Raw genomic sequence first — 18,069 nt, forward strand, 5'->3', positions numbered from 1 at the left:
GGGCCTCGCCCATTGGTCTTCAGTCGGAATATTGCTGTCCATTCAAAGCGTGAATCGCAACCGCACCAGTTTGTGAATCCCCACAATTTCTAGATGCGCTCAAGCATCACCGCGATACCTTGTCCAACGCCGATGCACATGAAGGCCATGGCGTAGCGGCCGCGAGTGCAGTGGAGTTCTTCGGCGGCAGTCATCGCGATGCGCGCTCCCGACATGCCGAGCGGATGGCCGAGCGCGATTGCACCGCCGTTGCGGTTCACGCGGAGGTCGTCGGGGGCGATGTTGAGGTCGCGGAGCGTCGCGATCGCCTGCGCGGCAAAGGCTTCGTTGAGTTCGATCACGTCGAGTTGGTCGAGTGCGATGCCGGTACTGCGGGTTAGCTTGCGCGCGGCTTTGATTGGGCCTGCACCCATCACGCCCGGCGCGATGCCCGATGACGCCATGCCGAGGATACGGGCGCGGGGGATTAGGCCGTGTCGGGCCGCCGCCGCTTCCGACGCGATCAGCATTGCGGCGGCACCGTCGTTGAGGCCCGAGGCATTGCCCGCAGTGACCGTGCCGTCGGCGCGAACGACGGGCTTCAGCTTGGCAAGTGCTTCGAGGCTGGTCACTCGCGGATGTTCATCCTGAGCGAAGACGATCGGATTTCCCTTGCGCTGCGGGATGGCGACGGGGACGATCTCGGTAGCCATGCGTCCGCTGGCGATGGCGGCGGCAGCTTTTTGCTGACTAGCGAGCGCGAAGGCGTCCTGATCCTCTCGCCCGACCCGCCATTGGTCGGCAACGTTCTCGGCGGTCTGCGGCATGGTATCGACGCCGTAGGCCGCCTGCATTGCGGGGTTGACGAAGCGCCAGCCAAGCGTCGTGTCCTCGATCTTCTGCGCGCGGTCGAAGGCGCTGTTGGCCTTGCCCATAACGAACGGCGCGCGGGTCATGCTCTCGACGCCGCCTGCAATCACGAGGTCGGCGTCGCCGCTGCGGATCGCCTGCGCCGCGCTGCCGACAGCGTTCAGTCCCGATCCGCACAGTCGGTTGATCGTGCCGCCAGGCACCGCTTCAGGCAACCCCGCGAGCAGGACAGACATACGCGCGACGTTGCGATTGTCCTCCCCCGCCTGATTGGCGCAGCCGAGCAGCACGTCGTCGACCGCGGCCCAATCGACCGAAGGGTTGCGCTCGACCAACGCGCGCAGCGGGATCGCGGCCAGATCGTCGGCACGCACGCTCGCTAGCCCGCCGTTCAGTCGGCCGATCGGGGTGCGGATCGCGTCGCAAAGGTAGGCGTCGGGCATCAGGCTTCCTGTTCGATGATGGCGATGATCTTCTGCGCTTCGGCAAAGCCGGTGTTGGCGGCGGGCACACCGGCATAGATCGCGGTCTGCATTAGGACCTCTTTCAGCTCGTCAGTGGTGAAGCCGCTATGCGACAGCCCGGCGCGGACGTGGAGCGCGAACTCCTCCCATCGTCCTAGCGCACAGGTGATGGCGAGGACGAGCAGGCGCCTGGTGCGGTCGTCGAGGCCCGGTCGCGCCCAAATCTCGCCCCACGCGATGCGGGTAATCATCGCTTGGAAATCGGCGCTGAACGCGGTGCGCTTCGCAAGGCTGGCCTCGACCCAGGCGTCGCCCAGCACGCGGCGGCGGTTGACGAGCCCTGCGTCGAACAGCGTGTCGACCGCCTGCGTCGTGGCATCCTCGGCGCACAGGAAATGGCGCAGCGCCGTCGTTAGCGCGCCCGGCGCCTCGATCGGCGGCAGATGCGCGCCGTCGACGCCGACATGGCGCGCACCGGAAATGGCCAGCAGATGCTCGCCATGGCCGGCATAGGGGGTCGAGACGTCGAGCGTCGCGGTCACCACCAGGGTCGGCACCGCGATCGCGGCGATCCGGTCGGCCAGTGCCACGTCGCGGATCGCCGCGCCGGCCCCGGCATAGCCGTCATCGGCTTGGCGACGGATGCCGTCGCGCAGGGTCTCGGCGATCTCGGGGTGTCGTTCAGCGAAGCGCGGCGACAGGAACCGGCTTACGCCCATGTCGGCGATCGCGGCGGTGCCGTCGCGGCGTACCGTGTCGATCCGCGCCACCCACGTCGCCGGGTCCATCGTCGCCGAGGTGCAGATCAGCGCCAGTGCGGTGACCCGGTCGCGATGGTCGAGTGCCATTTGCATTGCGACCATGCCGCCGAGCGACACGCCCGCCACCGCGGCTCGCGCTACGCCGGCATCATCCATGATCGCCGCTACGTCATCGGCGAGCATCGACAGGCTATAGTCGCCGGGCGGAGCATCCGAACCGCCGGCTCCGCGCGTATCGATGCGCAACAGCCGGAACGCCGGAAGTAGCAGCGGAACGGTGCGATCCCACAGCGACAGGTCGGTGCCGATCGAATTGAGCAGCACCAGCACCGGACGATCCGCCGCGCCCTCGATCCGCCAATGCAGGCGCACGCCATCGCGAAGGGTGATAGCCATGGTCAGTCCTTTCGTCCGCCCAGTAGTTCGGCGATGATCGCCGCGCTTTCGCCGATATCGTCGCCGACCCCGGCCGCGGCGAGGTTGCGGACGATGGCAGCTTCATCGACCTCCAGCCCCTCGGCGACGAACGCCAAGGCAGCGGCACTGCCACTGGCGAGCAGGAACAGGTCGACCAGCACCGGCCCCTCGGCCTGCCAGCCACCAAGACCCCGCTCCTGTTCCTGCGGCAGTCCGGCAAGAAGCGACGCCACCAGTCCGGGCGCGCGCGTGGCCGCCGACAGCGCGACCTGACAACCGGTCGGGTTCCGCTTGTGCGCCATTGCCGACGAACCGCCCCGCCCGGCAAGCAGCGGCTCGCGCGCTTCGCCCACGCCGTTCTGCGACAGCAAGGCGACGTCGCGCGCCACCTTGCCAAGCGCGCCGATCAGGATGCCGAGCGCCACGCCGAGCGCAGCGATGCCGGTGCGCCGCGCTTGCCATGGCGGGGCCCGTGCGAGGCCGAGCGTATCGGCGACCTGCGCGATAACCGCCAAGCCCTTGCCTTCCAGTCCGGCGCGTGTGCCCGCAGCACCGCCCAGCTGCACGACCGCATGGGTAGCAACCGCCGTGTCAAGCATCGCCAGCGCATCGCCGATCCCGCGCGCTGCCTGCGCAAGCCGCAGGCCGAAGGCGACCGGCATCGCATCCTGCAACAATGTGCGCCCGATCGCTGGCCGATCGGCATGGACGCGCGCATGCATCGCGAGGGCATCGTGAACCCGCCGCGTGTCCGTCTCCAGCAAGACGTGGGCGGCGCGCACCTGCATCATCAGCACTGTGTCGGCGACGTCCTGACTGGTAGCGCTGCGATGCAGTGCCTGCCCTGCCGCACCGCCCACCATCGCGCGCAGGCGGGCGACCAGCGGAATGGCGAGCGTACCGGCAAGAGCCGCTTCCTCGGCCAGTGCCGCCGGGTTGATCCGTGCGGCGTCCACCCCGACGACGATCGCTTCGGCAAGGTCGGGAGCGATCACGCCGTGCGCCGCCTGCGCTCGCGCCAGCGCGACCTCGAACGCGCAACCGTGCGCGATGGTCGCGGCGTCGTCGAACACCGCGATCATCTGCGCCGTCGCGGCGGGGCGCAGGCGCAGCAGGTCGCTCATATGTCGAAGAACACGGTTTCGCGCTCGCCCTGCAGGACGACATCGAACGACCAGACGCCCTCGCCCGCCGCCGTGGCGATCAGGGTCGAGCGGCGTTCGCTTGGTACCAGCGACAGGATCGCGTCATCCGCCGCCATGCCCTCGAAAAAGACCCGTGTCGCCAGTCGCTTGATGAGACCGCGCCCAAAGACGGACAGCGCGATATGCGGCGCATGGCCCGGCCCAATCGCGCCAGGCAGAACCGTGCGGAAGCGATAGCGGCCATCCTCGGCGGTCGCGGCGCGGCCGAAGCCGACAAAATGCGGATCGCTATCCGGCTCGCCGAAATAGCGGCCGGCAGAATCCGCCTGCCAGATCTCGAGCATCGCGTCGGGGACCGACGCGCCCGCGCCGTCGAACACGCGACCGGTGAGTTCGATCACCTCGCCCGCCGGAATGCCGGTCGGCGATGACAGGTTCAGAACATAATGCGCTTCAGGAAACAGTTCGGGCCGCGCGCCCATGTCCGATTGCCCGACCAGATCGGCACCGCCCTTCCACGGAAGACCATAGTGGAAAAAGGGACCAACGGTCTGGCTGGGCGTCTGCCCGAACAGCGCCGGGTCCTGATTGTTGAGGCGCGGCTCCGGGCGGCGATCGGCGACGTCAATGGTCATGGTCGTCCTCCTCGAACGGCGTCTGCTCGCGACCCTTCAATACCACGTCGAAGCGATAGCCGAGCGCCCAGTTCGGCTCGGTCACGTCCATGTCGAACCGTGCGACCAGACGCTGGCGATAGGGCATCGGTACCGCGTTCGCGATCGGATCGATCTCGATCAGCGGATCGTCCGGGAAATACAGCTGTGTCACCAGTCGCGTTGCGAACGCCGGGCCGAGCAACGACAAATGGATGTGCGCGGGCCGCCATGCATTGCGGTGATTGCCCCAGGGGTACGCGCCAGGCCGGACCGTGACAAAACGATAGCGCCCCTCCGCGTCGGTCACGATCCGGCCCGCGCCGGTGAAGTTGGGATCGTGCGGTGCATCCCACTGATCCTTGGCATGGATGTAGCGGCCGGCGGCATTCGCCTGCCAGATTTCCATCACAGTGTCCGGCACCGCCCGACCATCCTCGTCGAGCACGCGGCCGGCAACGATGATCCGCTGGCCCTGTGGCGTGCCGGCATGCTGCGTCGTCAGATCGGCGAGCGCGGGGCCCATCAGTCGCTCCCACCCCGCTGGGCCGGTTGTCTCGGTCCGCGTCTGCGGAATCCGCAACGGCGCGTGCAGCGGCGCGCGGGCGCGGGTCGATCCATAATCGGGGAACAACGGCGGCGGCGAGCCGGCATCGTCACGGGCATAGTTCATAGCTTGAGCTCCGCCCCAGTCTTGGCGCGAACCTCTTGCGCGGTGACGCCAGACGCACATTCGATCAGCCGCAGGCCGGGCTTGTCGCAGGCGATGACGGCCAGATCTGTGATGATGAGGTCGACGCATGCCTTGCCGGTCAGTGGCAGCGTGCAGTCGGACAAGATCTTCGGACCGCCATGTTTCGACACATGGTCCATGACGACGACGACGCGGCGGACCCCGGCGACCAAGTCCATCGCCCCGCCCATGCCCTTCACCATCTTACCCGGAATCGTCCAGTTGGCGAGATCGCCCGCCTCGCTCACCTCCATCGCGCCGAGGATCGCCATGTCGATATGGCCGCCGCGGATCATCGCGAAGCTGTCCGCGCTGGAGAAAAAAGACGAGGTCGGCAGCGCGGTGATCGTCTGCTTGCCCGCGTTGATGAGGTCCGGGTCCGCCTCGCCGTTATAGGGAAACGGACCGATGCCCAACATTCCGTTCTCCGATTGAAGCGTCACCTCGATGCCCGGCGGCACATGGTTGGCGACCAATGTCGGGATGCCGATGCCGAGATTGACGTAGAACCCGTCCTGCAATTCCTGCGCGGCGCGGGCGGCCATTTCGTCGCGGGTCCAGCTCATGCCGCATGCTCCCGGCTGCGCGTGGTCAGCTTCTCGATACGCTTCTCGTTGATCGTGCTCTGAACGATCCGGTCGACATAGATGCCGGGCGTATGGATGCAGTCCGGGTCAAAGCTGCCTTCGGGTACGATCTCCTCGACCTCCACCACCGTCACGCGGCCTGCGGTCGCCATGTTAGGGTTGAAGTTGCGCGCGGTCTTGCGAAACATCAGATTGCCGGCGGGATCGGCCTTCCACGCCTTTACGATCGACAGGTCGGCGCGCAACCAGGTTTCGCGAACATATTCCTCGCCCTCAAACGTTTCGAGCGGCTTGCCCTCTGCGACGACGGTGCCGACACCCGTTTTGGTATAGAAGGCGGGGATGCCCGCGCCACCGGCACGGATGCGCTCGGCGAGCGTCCCCTGCGGGTTCAGTTCCAACTCCAGCTGGCCCGAGAGATATTGCTGTTCGAACAGCTTGTTCTCGCCAACATAGCTGGAGATCATCTTCGCAACCTGCCGGCTTTCAAGCAGTATCCACAGACCGAAACCATCAGCCCCGGCATTGTTCGAAATGATCGTCAGCCGCTTCACCCCGCTCGCCCGGATTTCGGGAATCAGGCTTTCGGGATTGCCCGACAGGCCGAAGCCACCCGACATGATCGTCATGCCGTCGAACAGCAGCCCGTCCAGTGCCGCTGCCGGCGTGTCGTAAATCTTGCGCTTCATGCCGCCTCCAGCGGTAGGCCGACGTAATTTTCGGCAAGGGTACGTTGCGCGGCGGGCGAGCCGCGCAGATAATCGAGTTCGGCCATCTGGATGCGCCGGTCGAAGCCATCCATTGTCGGGAAACGGTGGGTGACGGAGGTGAACCACCACGAAAAGCGCTCCGCCTTCCACACCCGCGCCAGCGCGCGTGCCGAATAGCCGTCGATCCCGGCGTCGCTGCGGTCGCGATAATGTTCGGCCAGCGCCTCGCCCAGCATCGTCACGTCGGACACGGCAAGGTTCATGCCCTTGGCCCCGGTCGGCGGGACGATATGCGCGGCGTCGCCGGCGAGGAACAGCCGCCCCCAGCGCATCGGTTCGGCGACGAACGAACGCAGCGGTGCGATCGATTTCTCGAACGCTGGCCCCCGCGTGACCTTCGCCGCTGTCTCCGGGCCGAGGCGCAGGCACAGTTCGTCCCAGAAACGATCGTCCGACCAGTCGGCGACATCCTCGTCGAGTCCGCACTGGATATAATAGCGGCTGCGGGTGGACGAGCGCATCGAGGCGAGCGCGAAGCCACGTTCGTGATTGGCATAGACCAGTTCATGCTCGGCGGGCGGCACGTCGGCCAGCACCCCCAGCCAGCCGAACGGATAGATGCGCTCGAAGGTGCGTAGCACGCTGGCCGGGATCGCCGTGCGGCCGACGCCGTGATAGCCATCGCAACCGATTACGAAGTCGCATTCGAGCCGCTGCGCACTGGCGGCATCGCGCCACGTCACCACCGGGCAATCGCGATCGAGGTCGGACAGCGTCACGTCGGCGGCGTTCCAGCGGATATCGAGCCCACGGACCTTGGCGGCGTCGAACAGGTCGCGCATCACTTCCTGCTGGCCATAGACGGTGACCGTCGCGCCACCGGTCAACGCCGCCATGTCGATGCGGAACATCCGCCCGTCGAGCGAAACGTTGGTCCCGCCATGGACCAGCCCTTCGCGCTCCAGCCGGCCAGCGATGCCGAGCCGGTGCATCAGGTCGACGGTACCCTGTTCAAGCACGCCGGCGCGTACCCGCCCCTCGACATAGTCTCGGTCGCGGCGTTCGATGACGGTCGCATCGATCCCTTCGGCGCGCAGCAGATGGGCTAGGAACATGCCCGCCGGCCCTGCGCCGATAATCGCCACTTGCGTGCGGCGCCGCATCCCGTCCTCTCCCGTGGGCGTGATCCGCCCCTTCGCCGTCGATGGTGCCGTCTCGCCGCCGCGATGGCGATGGACGGCTTGACCGAAAAATTGGACGATCCGTTCGATAGGAGATAGGTTCAGACGATGGTCGCCGCTTCGATCCCGCGCTTCTATCTCTACGGCGAACCGCACCGGTCGGTCGAGGAGAGCTTCGTCCATGCCGAGCGGCTCGACGACCGATCGCGGCCGAGTGAATGGACGATCTTGCCCCATGCCCATGCCGATCTGGTGCAGGCGTTCGTGCTCGACCGGGGCGGCGGAACGATGCGGGCGGAGGAGGCGCGGTTCGACGTCGTCGCGCCTGCGCTGCTGCTGATCCCGGCGGGGATCGTCCATGGCTTTTCATGGGACCCAGCATCGGTCGGGTCGGTGGTAACGCTATCGGTCCGGCACCTCACGCTGCTCGACACGCGCTATCCGGGGCTGGCCGGGGTGTTCGCGCGGGCGCAGGTCGCCGCGCTGGGCGCCGAGGCGCTGGCGGTGCTGCACGGTGCCGCCGCGGCGCTGATGCGCGAGCTGGGCTGGTCGGCACCGGGCCACCGCGCCGCGGTCGATGCCGCGCTGCTGGCCTTCCTGGTCGAGGCAGGACGCGCCACCGGTCCCGGTCCTGGCGATGCGCAGCCGCCGCCCGGCCAGCATGGCGCGCTGGTCGCGCGGTACCGGGCGCGAATCGACGAACGCTTCCGCCTTCGCGAATCGATCGCGGTCCACGCCGCGGCACTTGGCACCAGCGAGAGCCGGCTGCGCGTCGCCTGTACCCGCATCGCCGGCATGTCGCCCGCCGCGATGCTCGACGAACGCGCGATGCTCGATGCGAAGCGGGCGTTGCTCTACACCAATCTGTCGGTGGCGGAGGTCGGCTATAATTCCGGTTTCGCCGACCCCGCCTATTTCACCCGCTTCTTCACCCGCCACGCCGGCATACCGCCGCGTAGCTTCCGTTCGACCGGCAGCAACGGCGCCTGATCCACGGCTCAGGCACTGGTGCCGAAGCGGCGGAACTTGGCAGCCATGTCGCGGAAGGTGAGTTCGCTATCGATCGCGGTATAGACCCGCAACGCGCGCCCATCCGGCCGCGCGCGATACCCGCCCGCTTCGGTCAGCATCGGCGTCGGTATCGTCACATACCGGCTCGAACTGGGGTCGGGTTGCAGCGGTGGCAGCAGCCCTGTCAGCGTGACGAGCGGACTGTCGCCGAGGATCACGACATCGGACGCGGGCAATGGCGGGAAGCCGGGGATGGTCGCCAGCTTCGCCTCCATCGCGTCGATCTCGCCGACAAGGAACCGGCCGATGAAGTTGCCGGTCAGTTCGCCCAAAGCATCGCGCGGGAACAGCATCGCACGATAGGCATCGCGGGGTACCTGCCAGATTTCGATATCGGACCGGTTGAAGACCAGTTGGGCTGCCACCGGATCGAGCGACAGGTTGAACTCGACCTCCTCCGCGCCGGGCGGGGGGACGGCGATGCCGGTGTGTTCGGGGCCGCCAATCCACACCAATCGAAGCCGCCGTGCGATACGGGGCTCGGCGATCCATGCCAGCGCCAGGTCGGTCAGCCCGCCGCCGGCGGCATAGAATAGCGGCGTCGACACATCGGTCCGCATTGCCTCTGCAATGATCGCGGCGGTCGCCGGACTGCGCTGGCAGCGGTCCGGCGACACGATCGCCGTCTGCGAACCTTCGACCACGCGGTGCTGGCCGGTCCGGCCCATCACCTCCAGCAGCGCCCGGATCTTCGCCACCGCCGCCGTTGCCGAGGTCGCGCCGCCGAACTGCGGCGGCAGATGCGATCCGATGATGAGCGGAATCTCGACCGACCGGCACAGCAGATGATGAGCGAGCTGGAACAGCCCGTCGGGATCGCCGGCGAAATCATTGTCGAGGATCACCCGTGCGATCTGCGGATGCCGCCGGTCCGCCAACAACGGCGCGGCCAGCGTGACACCCAGCGACGCAGTCGCGGCACCCAGGAAGCGGCGGCGATCGATTGCCATCCGCCCGTCTCCGACAAGCGGCCTCAGAACAACAGCCCCGCTATCCAGAACGAACCGACGAACGCCGTACGCGCGGTCAGTGCCATCGCGGTGCACCGCACGTCGGCCAGGATGGCGGCGCGACGGCTCGACCTGTCGTTCATCTGCATCGGTCCTCTCCCCTCTCTCATGGTAATCATACCGGATCGCGAAGCGCCGCCGTTACCGCGAGCCCCGCGACGCCCATGCCCAATACTCCGCCGTACAGGATCTTGCCGGCGAACACGGCGGACAGCGGCCATGCCGACGGCCCCAGCGGCAACAGCGCGGCGTGCAGACCGCCCGCCAGCACCGTGGCGAGGAGGACGAACGCCCCGATCCTGAGCACGACCGCCGCCGGCCAACGGCTTGCCGTCAGCATCGGGGCGATAACTCCGTGGCGGGTGCGCCGACGGGTCAGCAGCGTGGGCACGAGGCTGCTCATCAGCGCGATCATCGCCGTTTGTGGCAGCGCATCGACGATCAGCCCGTTCCAGCCGGCAACCGCCACCTCGGCCTGTCCGCCGAACAGCAGCGCGACGAACACCCCGCTCAACACCGCGCTGATCGCGGCGGCGACCGCCATCTCGGTCCGGCGGTAGCGGCGCTGCGCCGCGGTCATCGCGGTTCGCTGACGACGACCGGCCCGATCAGCCCGGCGGTACGCAGCGGCGCATCCGGGCGATAGGTCGGCATCGACGTCCAAGTAACCTTGGTCGCACCGGGCTGCGCATCGCCGATCAAGCGGTTGATCCAGCGATTGGCGACGCGCACCTCAATGCGGTTACGCCCCGGCTTCGCCGCCGCGCCAATATCGATGCGATACGGCGCGTGCCACACCGTGCCGACGCTCCGCCCGTTGACCAGCACTTGCGCCAGATCGCCCACCCCACCCAGATCAAGCGTCAGCGACTTGGCCGTCGTCCGCGGCAGGGTGAAGTCGGTCGTATAGGTCGCAAGGCCGGAGAAATAGCGGATGCCGGGTACGGCACTCGCATCGAGCGGGGTCAGCGTCGGCAGCACCGTACCGGCCGGCGCGCCGCGCCCCGGCTGGAACGTGACGGTCCATGGCCCGTCAAGTTTGGCGACCGGCGTGACCGCTGGCGGCGCGACCATCGCGCTGGTTGCGCTGGTGGGATCGCGGAACACCACGAACACCGACTCCTCTGCCGCCAAATCAAGGGGCACGATCGTTTGTCCCCCTTCGATCCGGTAGGACACCGGCGTCGCGCGGCCGGTATCGGCATGCCATAATGCGGGCACCCGCCCGGTCACGCGAAAGCGGGCTTCGGTGCGTTCGGCACGGTTACGGCGGTTGACGACATAATAGATTTCGCCATCCCCCAGCGTCCGGTGCGCGAACAGCAACTCGCTGTCGGATGCAGCTTTTGCATAGTCGAAGTCGGGCAGGATCGGGATGCTGCCCAACGCCCGCTCGACGTCGTGTCCGGCGATTACCCGGCCTGCACCGACTGTGGTCGTCGCCTGCCCACTCCACAATTGCCGGACCAGCGTGGCAAAGGCGGCCGGATCGTCGCCGAGCGACGGCGTACCCACCGGCGCATCGCCGATCACTGTCGCGCCCGCCTGCACCAGCGCGGCGATACGTTGCAGCGTCGCCAGCGTCATCCGCGCGCTCGATCCGCCCAGATACAGTGCGCGGTAACGCGCCCCGCCATTTGCGACGATCTGCCCCTGCTCCACCGACAGGATGTTCGCCAGCGCATCGGCGTTGACGAAGTCATAGCCGTAGCGAACCGGTACGTCCTTGAGCGGCGCCTGCGCGTAGAGCGCGGTCAGCGGCGCTTCCTCGCCGTGGAAATACGCGACATCGGCGACGTTGCGTCCTTGCTCCAGCATATAGCTCGACCGTGCGATGTAATCGATCCACGGCCGCGCCAGGCCCGACCAGCTTTCGTGCCGGTTGAAATATTGGCCGAAGATGGCGAGGCTGAGCCCCGGCACCTTGTCGTCGACCGGTTGATGGACCGAGGTATGGATGACCGGCCGATTGACGCCGTGGACGAATTCAAAATCGATCACCCGTCGCAGATCGGCGGGCGCGAACGCCCAAGGGGAGAAGCCCGACGTCATCGACTCCGCCGCAACCAAATTCTGCCCGTACAGGTGCGCGACCGATGCCGCGCCGCGAATATCGCCGACCAATGTCGGACGTGGTGCCTCGTCCGGGCCGAAGGTCCACATCGCCGCCATCGGAATATCGGCATGGGCGCGAAGCGCGATGTCGTCCCCCAACGCCGGGCGGCTATCCTCCAGCGCCTCACCATAGACTTTCAGGCCATTGGCATGAGCGACCTTTGCGATCGTCTCATAATGTTCGCTGGCCATCAGGTCGGCCAGCGTGCGGCGATAGTCGTAGAGGAAGGCATCGCTGCGCGCCCGGCTGCCGATGACGATGCCGGTCAGCGTCGGCAGCCATGGCGTCGGATCATAGCCACGCAGCCGCTTGAATTGTTCGACCATCCGCGGCGTCCAGTTGGCGTCGCCTGCCTCGAAACTGTCGGTCAGCAGCGCGCGCACGCCCTTCGCACCGATCAGGTCGCTGCCCGCGGCGTCCCGGTACATGCGCAGATATTGGTCGAGATAGCGCGACACCGCCGCACCGTCATATTTGTCGACCTCCAGTCCGGTGGACTCCGGGGTCGCCGGATGATTGGTCGTGCCGAGCAGCGAACTGCCGATACGCAGGATCCGCCAGCGGCCGGCAGGCGGGGTCCAGTCGAGGGTCCCGTCGCTGCGCATCCGGGCGGTCAGGTCGACGACGCGCGCCGGATCGACGCCCGCCATGTCGGGCACCCCGGCCGACAGCGCGTGATAGTCGAGCACGGTCGCGAACCCGGCCTTCGCCTCGAACCGGTCGATCCTCGCCTCGCCCGACAGGCGCAGTTGCGCGACCGAGATGCCGGTAGCGGGCTGGTTGGGGAACAGCCCCTCCGTCACCACGCCTGGTACCGGTGCGTTCAGCCCGACGCGCTTGGGACCGGTATTCGGCCCCATGACGATGCGGAACGCGCGCGCGGTGACTGGGGCGAACGACACCGTTGTCGGGACGATGCCGAGCGGCAGTTGCGCCAGGGGACGCCAGAAACCGCCTTCCTGCACCTCCAGCACCGGCAGATAATCGGGATCGCCGAACGGCGGCAGCGCGCCGGGAATGAACAGCGTCGCGCTGGCGATCGTGGTCGGCTTGGCATAGGCGAAGTCGATCGTCGCGGGGCGGCTGGCCGTGCCCTTCGGCAACAGGACGACCGACTTCGCATCGTCATCGGCAAGCGCTGCGGCATCGACCGGCTTGCCGCCGACAGTCGCGGTCGGCAGCGGGGTCGCGTCCGGCTCGACCGGGAACGCCAGCACGGCGACATCGCGATACGCGACCGGCGGCTTGTAGGACGGCCCGCCGAACGCCGCGAGCGGATCGTCGAACGGCAGAGACTGGAACGGGCCGGTATTGCCCGGCGGTGCCGGTAACGCCGCCGTGAAGCGGCGCCCCCCGGTCACGTCGATCTGGCTCCACACCAGCTTCTTCATGCCATCGGCGGCGGGCACCCAAGGGCCACCCGTTTCGCTCCAGCCCGGCGACGCGGCGATGGCCAGTTCGAGGTTCAATCGATCGGCGGTGGTCGCGGCGAGGCGGAAGGCGCGTTTCCACGCTGGGTCCATATAGACGACACGGTCCTTGACCACCTGCGGCGTCATCAGTTGCGCATCGAAATTCTGGACCCCGCCCAGCCCGATGCGCTGCATCCATTCGAGATCCTTGACGATCCCGTCCTCGCTGATGTTCCCGTTCAGCCAGTGCCACCATGTCCGCGGCCGCGCCTCAACCGGCGGGTTATCGAACCCTGCCGCCAGTGGGTCGGGCGCGGCTTGCGCGAACGCAGTGGTGGTCGCCAACAGCGCGGCAGTGAACAGCGCGATCCGCTTCACAGCGCGTTCCCCGCGGCGATGCGGCCCAGTACCCCCGCGCTCGGCTTGGGGGTGCGGCGGAAGGTCGTACGATCGACCGCAACCAGTCCGTATTTGGGCTTGTAGCCGAAGATCCACTCGAAATTGTCGAGCAGCGACCAATGCATATATCCCTGCACCGGCACGCCGTCGTCAATCGCCGTCTTCAGATCGGCGAGCGCGGCGGGAATGAAGCGTGCGCGAATTGCATCATCGTCGGTGCCGACGCCATGTTCGGTGACGAGGATCGGCAAGCCGGTCGCCTGATGCGCATAGCACACCGCCCCGGCCAGCGACGGGGTCCACACCTCGTTTCCGCTCCAGTTGCGGACGGCATCGGCCGGTGCGGCGACCTTGCCGTTCTTGTCCCAGCGGGCACGTTCGTAGTTCTGCACTCCGAAGAAATCGTCGCCGCGCACCGCATCGGTCCATGCGCCATACAGATCGGCGCGGGCGGCATCGCGTTTGGCCTCGCCACCAGGCAACGCCTGATCGTCGAACATGGCCAGGCTGACGCCGACCGGCAGGTCGCCGCGCACCGCCTTGATCGCGTCGCGGCCCGCCTTGTGCGCGGCGACCATGATCGTCTGCATCGTGTCGAGGTCTTCGGCATTGGCGACGTTGCCGGCGACGAATTTGGGCGTCCCCGCCGCCTTCGCTGCCGCCGCCAGCATCGCGCGCTGCGCATCCAGCAATTGCGGGGGCAGGCCGATCGTCTTCAACAACCGCAGCAGGTTCGGTTCGTTCAGCGTTACCGCATGGCCGATCCCTGCACCCAGATGCCGCGTCGCCCGATCGCAGAAGCGCGCGAACAGTCGCGGTGCCTGCCGGTTGGTCCAGCCACCGGCCGCCGAGAACCAGCGTGGCGCGGTGAAGTGGCTATAGGTCACGACCGGCGTCAGTCCACGTGCCCGCGCACCCTCGATCATCCGCTTGTAATGATCGAGGATCGCGACCGAGAACATGCCCGGTTCCGGTTCGATCCGCGCCCATTCGATCGAGAAGCGATAGCTGTTCAGGCCCAACGCCTTCACCAGATCGAGGTCCTGCGCCCATAGTTCGAAGCTGTTGCAGGCATCGCCCGACTTGTCGGCGAAGACGCTGGGCGTGACGTTTTCCATCAGCCAGGTATCGCTGGCGACGTTGTTGCCCTCAACCTGATGGCCGGCGGTCGATGCACCCCATAGGAATCCCTTGGGAAACTGCGTTGCCCGGCGCGACTGGCCGAGCGCGGGCGATGCGGCCAGCGCAGCACCGGTGGCCAGGATGGTGCGGCGGTCGATCAGCATGTCTCTCTCCCGATGATATCATTGTCGGCCAGAAAGCCGAGGATGTCGTCGCTCAGCCGCGTGTCGGCGGTGCCGAGATGCGCGGCGAGGCTGTAGTGGTTGTGGGCCGACAGGATTGCGGCCGTGGTCACGGTGCCGTGGCGTTCCAGACGCTCGGCGAGCAGGCCGATCGTCTCTCGCTGGAACCGGGGCGGGTCATATTGCGCACAGGCAAGGAACAGCGGCAGGGTAGTGGCCGTCACCGCCTCGCGCGGCATTCGTGCCGGATAGTCAGTCGGATCGCCGTAATAAAGTGCGTCACGAACGTCGATCGGGGTATGGCCGTACAGTCCCGACAACAGCACTGCCGCCGCCACGTCGAGCGTCGCTGCGCGCAGCATCAGCGCGGTGGCGACATGCACCGCGCCCGCCGATGTACCCATGACGACGATCCGCGCTGGATCGCCGCCATGGCAGGCCACATGATCGCGTAGCCAGTCTATGGCAGCGGCGACGTCCTCGCCGCCTGCCGGCCAGCCATGTTCGGGTGCACGGCGATAGTTCATCACCGCCCCGACCATGCCGTGCCGCGCCGCCCAGCGCCCGACATGGGCGTTGAACGGGTGGTCGGCGCTCCGCTTCTCGCCGTGCACGAACCCGCCGCCATGGACGAACAGCAGGACCGGTGCGGGTCCGCTTTCGTGCACCGGCCGGTACAGGTCGATCCGGTGGCGGGGATCGTCGCCATAGGACAGGTCGGCGGCGGCAACGGGTAGGTCGCGGGCGATGCGTCCCTGTTCGTCGCCATACAGCGCCTGCACGGCGGCAAGCACGTCCGGCCCGATCGCGTTGCCCATCGCGGCGATCGTCGCCCGGTCCCCCGACATGCCCGTTGCCGTTGCCGTCACCGCCCCCTCCCCGATCAGAACCGGATCGCCACCTGACCGCCGATGGTACGCCGCCCATCGCGCGTATTCCAGTTCACCGCACCCGCCCCGGCCGTGAACGGCAGGCCGATGACCGCGGCGTGGAAGCGGGTGTCGAACAGGTTGCGGGCGAATGCGCCGACGCGCCATGCGCCGTCCGGAGCGCCGATGCCGATATTCAGCCCGACCAGGTCGTAGCCCGGCTGCCGGGCATAGAGTTCGCCCGGATCATATTGCGTCTCGCTGCGGTAATAATAGCTGGCCGACGCATCGAGGGTCAGGCGGTCGTTGATCGGCTGTTCGTAATCGACGCCGGCGGTGACGCTGTGCTTGGGCGCACCCGACAGCGGTTCGCCACGCGCCTGGAACAGCGGCGTCGTCGCGGTCGATCCCGGTGCGTTGCACTGCGCCGCCACCGCTGCCGCCCCTGCGGCGACGGTCGAATCCGGGCAGGCGGTCACGTAATCGGTGAAATAAGTATCCGAATAGGTATAGGCCGCGTTGACCGACAGGTTGCGGTTGAAGCGCCACGTCGCCTCCACCTCGAACCCCGCCGCCTCGAACCCGCCGGCATTTTCGGTCAGGAACTCCAGCCCGTTGAAGACCGAAGTCTGCAGATCCTTGTACCGGTCGTAGAAGATGTTGCCGTTCAGCGTCAGCTTGCGGTCGAACAACTGCGTCTTGGCGCCCATGGTGATGTCGACCACGGTTTGCGGATCGACGGTTACCTGCGCCCCGGTCAGTCCGGAGAAGGTGACCGTCGGCCCCAGATAGCCGCGCGCGACCGTGCCATAGAACATGATGTCGCGCGCCGGCTTCACCTCGAACCCGATCCGGCCCGACCAGTCGCCGCGCTTGGTCGATCCGGTCGACAGCGGGCGCGGGGTATAGGGGACGGTGAACCCGTTCGCGCCGACTGTCCCCGACGGATAATCGGGATCGGCGACCGAGAAGCTCTGCGCATCGACCCAGTCGTAATTGTAGCGGCCACCGGCCAGGATCTTGAACTGGTCGGTCACCCGGATCGACCCGTCGACGAACAGCGCCGCGCTGTCGGTCTGGGTACGGGTGGTCGACCGGCCCGAGGTGATCGACAGTTGCGGCTGCGCCGAAAACGGCAGTGCCGGACGCAGCTGCGCGCTGTTATAGCCATCGAGGCCGGTCTTAAGCCGCGACAGGTAAATGCCGGCGACATATTCGACCGGCGCGCCGGTCGGCGACGTCACGCGGAACTCCTGCGACGCGAAGGTGCGGTCGCCGTCGCCGGCGGCGGCGGTGTTGTTGTTGCCGGTGAAGATCGGCAGCGGATAGGAATCGATGCCGAAGGTGATCTGCCCGGTATCATAGACACGATACGCGCTGACCGAGGTCAGGTTATAGTCGCCGACCGCCAGATTGAGTTCGAGCGACCCGCCGTAATTCTCGTCGCGCATCGTCGTCGCGGTATTCTCCGCCGACTTGTCGTTGCGGAAACCGGGCGTGATGCCCAGCGCCGTGACCGTCGCGTTGCGCGCGGCGGCCAGCGGATTGCCGGTCGGGAAGCGGTTGAACGTCCACAGCGCGCCCGGCCCGAGCTGCGTGCCCCGGGCGTAATCGCCGATCAGATAGGCGCTGAACGTATCGCTCGGCTGCCACAGCAGCTTGGCGCGCGTTCCCCACACATCGGTCGCGCCCCAATCCTGCTTGTTGACGACGTTTTCGACGAACCCGTCATTGCCGCGCGCGAAGCCATAGACGGCGAGCGCCGCGGTCTGCCCGACCGGCACGTTGAGCGATGCGTTGATATTATAGTCGTTCAGCTCGCCATAGCTGGCAAAGGCGCTGCCGCCGAACCGGCCCAGTTCGGGCTTGCGGGTGGTGATGTTGACCACGCCCGACGATGCGTTCTTGCCGAACTGCGTACCCTGCGGCCCCTTCAATGCCTCGACCCGTTCCAGATCGCCCAGGCTCTGCATCGGGTTGCCGAACGGGATGACGACATTGTCGACGACCGTGCCGACATTCTGTTCCGATGAGCTGCTGAAGCCGCCCGCCGAGCCGACGCCACGCAGGCGGAAGCCGGAGTCGTTGGGCGAGCTGCCGAACTGGACGCCTGGAATCTGATACTGGATGTCCTGCAGGTTCTGGAAGCCGCTCTGCGCCAGTTGTTCGCCGGTCAGCGCGTTCACGGCCAGCGGCACGTCCTGCAGCCGTTCGGCACGGCGGGTGGCGGTGACGACGATATCGCCATCATCGACCACGCCCGGTGCCGCGGCGGCCACGTCGTTTTGCGCAGCGGGATCGGCAGTGGCGCCCGCCTGGGCGAAGGCGGGGGTGGTCAATGCCAGCGCGCTGACGGTCCCGAGCGCTGCAACCAGCATCTTCATCATC

Annotated in this window: 15 protein-coding genes; 1 reads left to right on the top strand and 14 read right to left on the bottom strand. The window is 67.2% G+C overall.

Features of this window, described 5'->3' with window-relative positions; all coding sequences use genetic code 11:
* Positions 1-89 precede the first annotated feature (89 nt).
* The 8 genes from pcaF to pobA are packed head-to-tail and all read right to left on the bottom strand — an operon-like array spanning position 90 to position 7,482.
* The gene (pcaF, locus tag NPJ82_RS09510; RefSeq protein WP_342657175.1) at positions 90-1,292 is read right to left on the bottom strand and encodes a 3-oxoadipyl-CoA thiolase; all 1,203 of its coding nucleotides are present in this window, start codon (positions 1,290-1,292) and stop codon (positions 90-92) included.
* Positions 1,292-2,470 (bottom strand): 3-oxoadipate enol-lactonase, encoded by a 1,179-nt coding sequence (gene pcaD, locus NPJ82_RS09515; protein ID WP_342657176.1) that lies wholly within the window; start codon positions 2,468-2,470, stop codon positions 1,292-1,294. Before pcaD ends, pcaF begins: the two co-directional genes overlap by 1 nt.
* Before the next feature lie 2 nt (positions 2,471-2,472).
* Complete coding sequence (locus tag NPJ82_RS09520; protein WP_342657177.1) at positions 2,473-3,615, bottom strand: lyase family protein; 1,143 nt, start codon at positions 3,613-3,615, stop codon at positions 2,473-2,475.
* Positions 3,612-4,271, bottom strand: a complete 660-nt coding sequence (pcaG, locus tag NPJ82_RS09525) for a protocatechuate 3,4-dioxygenase subunit alpha (protein WP_342657178.1) — start codon at positions 4,269-4,271, stop codon at positions 3,612-3,614. Before pcaG ends, NPJ82_RS09520 begins: the two co-directional genes overlap by 4 nt.
* Entirely contained in the window at positions 4,261-4,962 is a 702-nt protein-coding gene (gene pcaH, locus NPJ82_RS09530) for a protocatechuate 3,4-dioxygenase subunit beta (RefSeq protein ID WP_342657179.1), read from the bottom strand. The genes pcaG and pcaH overlap by 11 nt, the downstream gene beginning before the upstream one ends.
* Positions 4,959-5,588, bottom strand: a complete 630-nt coding sequence (locus NPJ82_RS09535) for a 3-oxoacid CoA-transferase subunit B (RefSeq protein WP_342657180.1) — start codon at positions 5,586-5,588, stop codon at positions 4,959-4,961. Before NPJ82_RS09535 ends, pcaH begins: the two co-directional genes overlap by 4 nt.
* Complete coding sequence (locus tag NPJ82_RS09540; protein WP_342657181.1) at positions 5,585-6,298, bottom strand: CoA transferase subunit A; 714 nt, start codon at positions 6,296-6,298, stop codon at positions 5,585-5,587. The genes NPJ82_RS09535 and NPJ82_RS09540 overlap by 4 nt, the downstream gene beginning before the upstream one ends.
* Positions 6,295-7,482 (bottom strand): 4-hydroxybenzoate 3-monooxygenase, encoded by a 1,188-nt coding sequence (gene pobA / locus NPJ82_RS09545; protein WP_342657182.1) that lies wholly within the window; start codon positions 7,480-7,482, stop codon positions 6,295-6,297. Before pobA ends, NPJ82_RS09540 begins: the two co-directional genes overlap by 4 nt.
* Positions 7,483-7,608: 126 nt before the next feature.
* Between pobA and NPJ82_RS09550 the strand changes: the two genes are divergently transcribed.
* Positions 7,609-8,490, top strand: a complete 882-nt coding sequence (locus NPJ82_RS09550) for a helix-turn-helix domain-containing protein (protein ID WP_342657183.1) — start codon at positions 7,609-7,611, stop codon at positions 8,488-8,490.
* An 8-nt stretch (positions 8,491-8,498) separates the two neighbouring features.
* On the opposite strand, the gene NPJ82_RS09555 is transcribed toward NPJ82_RS09550, so the two are convergent.
* The 6 genes from NPJ82_RS09555 to NPJ82_RS09580 all read right to left on the bottom strand — a co-directional run bounded on the left by NPJ82_RS09555 (position 8,499) and on the right by NPJ82_RS09580 (position 18,068).
* On the bottom strand, positions 8,499-9,521 hold the full coding sequence (locus NPJ82_RS09555) for a nucleoside hydrolase (protein WP_342657184.1): 1,023 nt from the start codon (positions 9,519-9,521) through the stop codon (positions 8,499-8,501).
* Between the two features lie 175 nt (positions 9,522-9,696).
* Positions 9,697-10,161, bottom strand: coding sequence for a hypothetical protein (locus tag NPJ82_RS09560; protein WP_342657185.1), 465 nt, complete (start codon positions 10,159-10,161; stop codon positions 9,697-9,699).
* Entirely contained in the window at positions 10,158-13,487 is a 3,330-nt protein-coding gene (locus NPJ82_RS09565) for a glycosyl hydrolase (RefSeq protein WP_342657186.1), read from the bottom strand. Before NPJ82_RS09565 ends, NPJ82_RS09560 begins: the two co-directional genes overlap by 4 nt.
* A complete protein-coding gene (locus NPJ82_RS09570) occupies positions 13,484-14,791 on the bottom strand; it encodes a family 1 glycosylhydrolase (RefSeq protein WP_342658995.1) in 1,308 nt (435 codons plus the stop codon). Before NPJ82_RS09570 ends, NPJ82_RS09565 begins: the two co-directional genes overlap by 4 nt.
* Positions 14,788-15,681 carry an alpha/beta hydrolase gene (locus NPJ82_RS09575; RefSeq protein WP_342657187.1) on the bottom strand — a complete coding sequence of 298 codons (894 nt, stop codon included), beginning with the start codon at positions 15,679-15,681 and terminating at the stop codon, positions 14,788-14,790. Before NPJ82_RS09575 ends, NPJ82_RS09570 begins: the two co-directional genes overlap by 4 nt.
* A gap of 14 nt (positions 15,682-15,695) precedes the next feature.
* The gene (locus NPJ82_RS09580; protein WP_342657188.1) at positions 15,696-18,068 is read right to left on the bottom strand and encodes a TonB-dependent receptor; all 2,373 of its coding nucleotides are present in this window, start codon (positions 18,066-18,068) and stop codon (positions 15,696-15,698) included.
* Position 18,069 lies beyond the last annotated feature (1 nt).

The sequence above is a fragment of the Sphingomonas sp. NY01 genome, from assembly GCF_038809135.1.
Classification (GTDB): domain Bacteria; phylum Pseudomonadota; class Alphaproteobacteria; order Sphingomonadales; family Sphingomonadaceae; genus Sphingomonas; species Sphingomonas carotinifaciens.

Excerpts from the sequence above, each read along its gene's own strand:
- pcaF (WP_342657175.1), bottom strand. The coding sequence starts at position 1,292 with ATGCCCGACGCCTACCTTTGCGACGCGATCCGCACCCCGATCGGCCGA.
- pcaD (WP_342657176.1), bottom strand. The coding sequence starts at position 2,470 with ATGGCTATCACCCTTCGCGATGGCGTGCGCCTGCATTGGCGGATCGAG.
- NPJ82_RS09520 (WP_342657177.1), bottom strand. The coding sequence starts at position 3,615 with ATGAGCGACCTGCTGCGCCTGCGCCCCGCCGCGACGGCGCAGATGATC.
- pcaG (WP_342657178.1), bottom strand. The coding sequence starts at position 4,271 with ATGACCATTGACGTCGCCGATCGCCGCCCGGAGCCGCGCCTCAACAAT.
- pcaH (WP_342657179.1), bottom strand. The coding sequence starts at position 4,962 with ATGAACTATGCCCGTGACGATGCCGGCTCGCCGCCGCCGTTGTTCCCC.
- NPJ82_RS09535 (WP_342657180.1), bottom strand. The coding sequence starts at position 5,588 with ATGAGCTGGACCCGCGACGAAATGGCCGCCCGCGCCGCGCAGGAATTG.
- NPJ82_RS09540 (WP_342657181.1), bottom strand. The coding sequence starts at position 6,298 with ATGAAGCGCAAGATTTACGACACGCCGGCAGCGGCACTGGACGGGCTG.
- pobA (WP_342657182.1), bottom strand. The coding sequence starts at position 7,482 with ATGCGGCGCCGCACGCAAGTGGCGATTATCGGCGCAGGGCCGGCGGGC.
- NPJ82_RS09550 (WP_342657183.1), top strand. The coding sequence starts at position 7,609 with ATGGTCGCCGCTTCGATCCCGCGCTTCTATCTCTACGGCGAACCGCAC.
- NPJ82_RS09555 (WP_342657184.1), bottom strand. The coding sequence starts at position 9,521 with ATGGCAATCGATCGCCGCCGCTTCCTGGGTGCCGCGACTGCGTCGCTG.
- NPJ82_RS09560 (WP_342657185.1), bottom strand. The coding sequence starts at position 10,161 with ATGACCGCGGCGCAGCGCCGCTACCGCCGGACCGAGATGGCGGTCGCC.
- NPJ82_RS09580 (WP_342657188.1), bottom strand. The coding sequence starts at position 18,068 with ATGATGAAGATGCTGGTTGCAGCGCTCGGGACCGTCAGCGCGCTGGCA.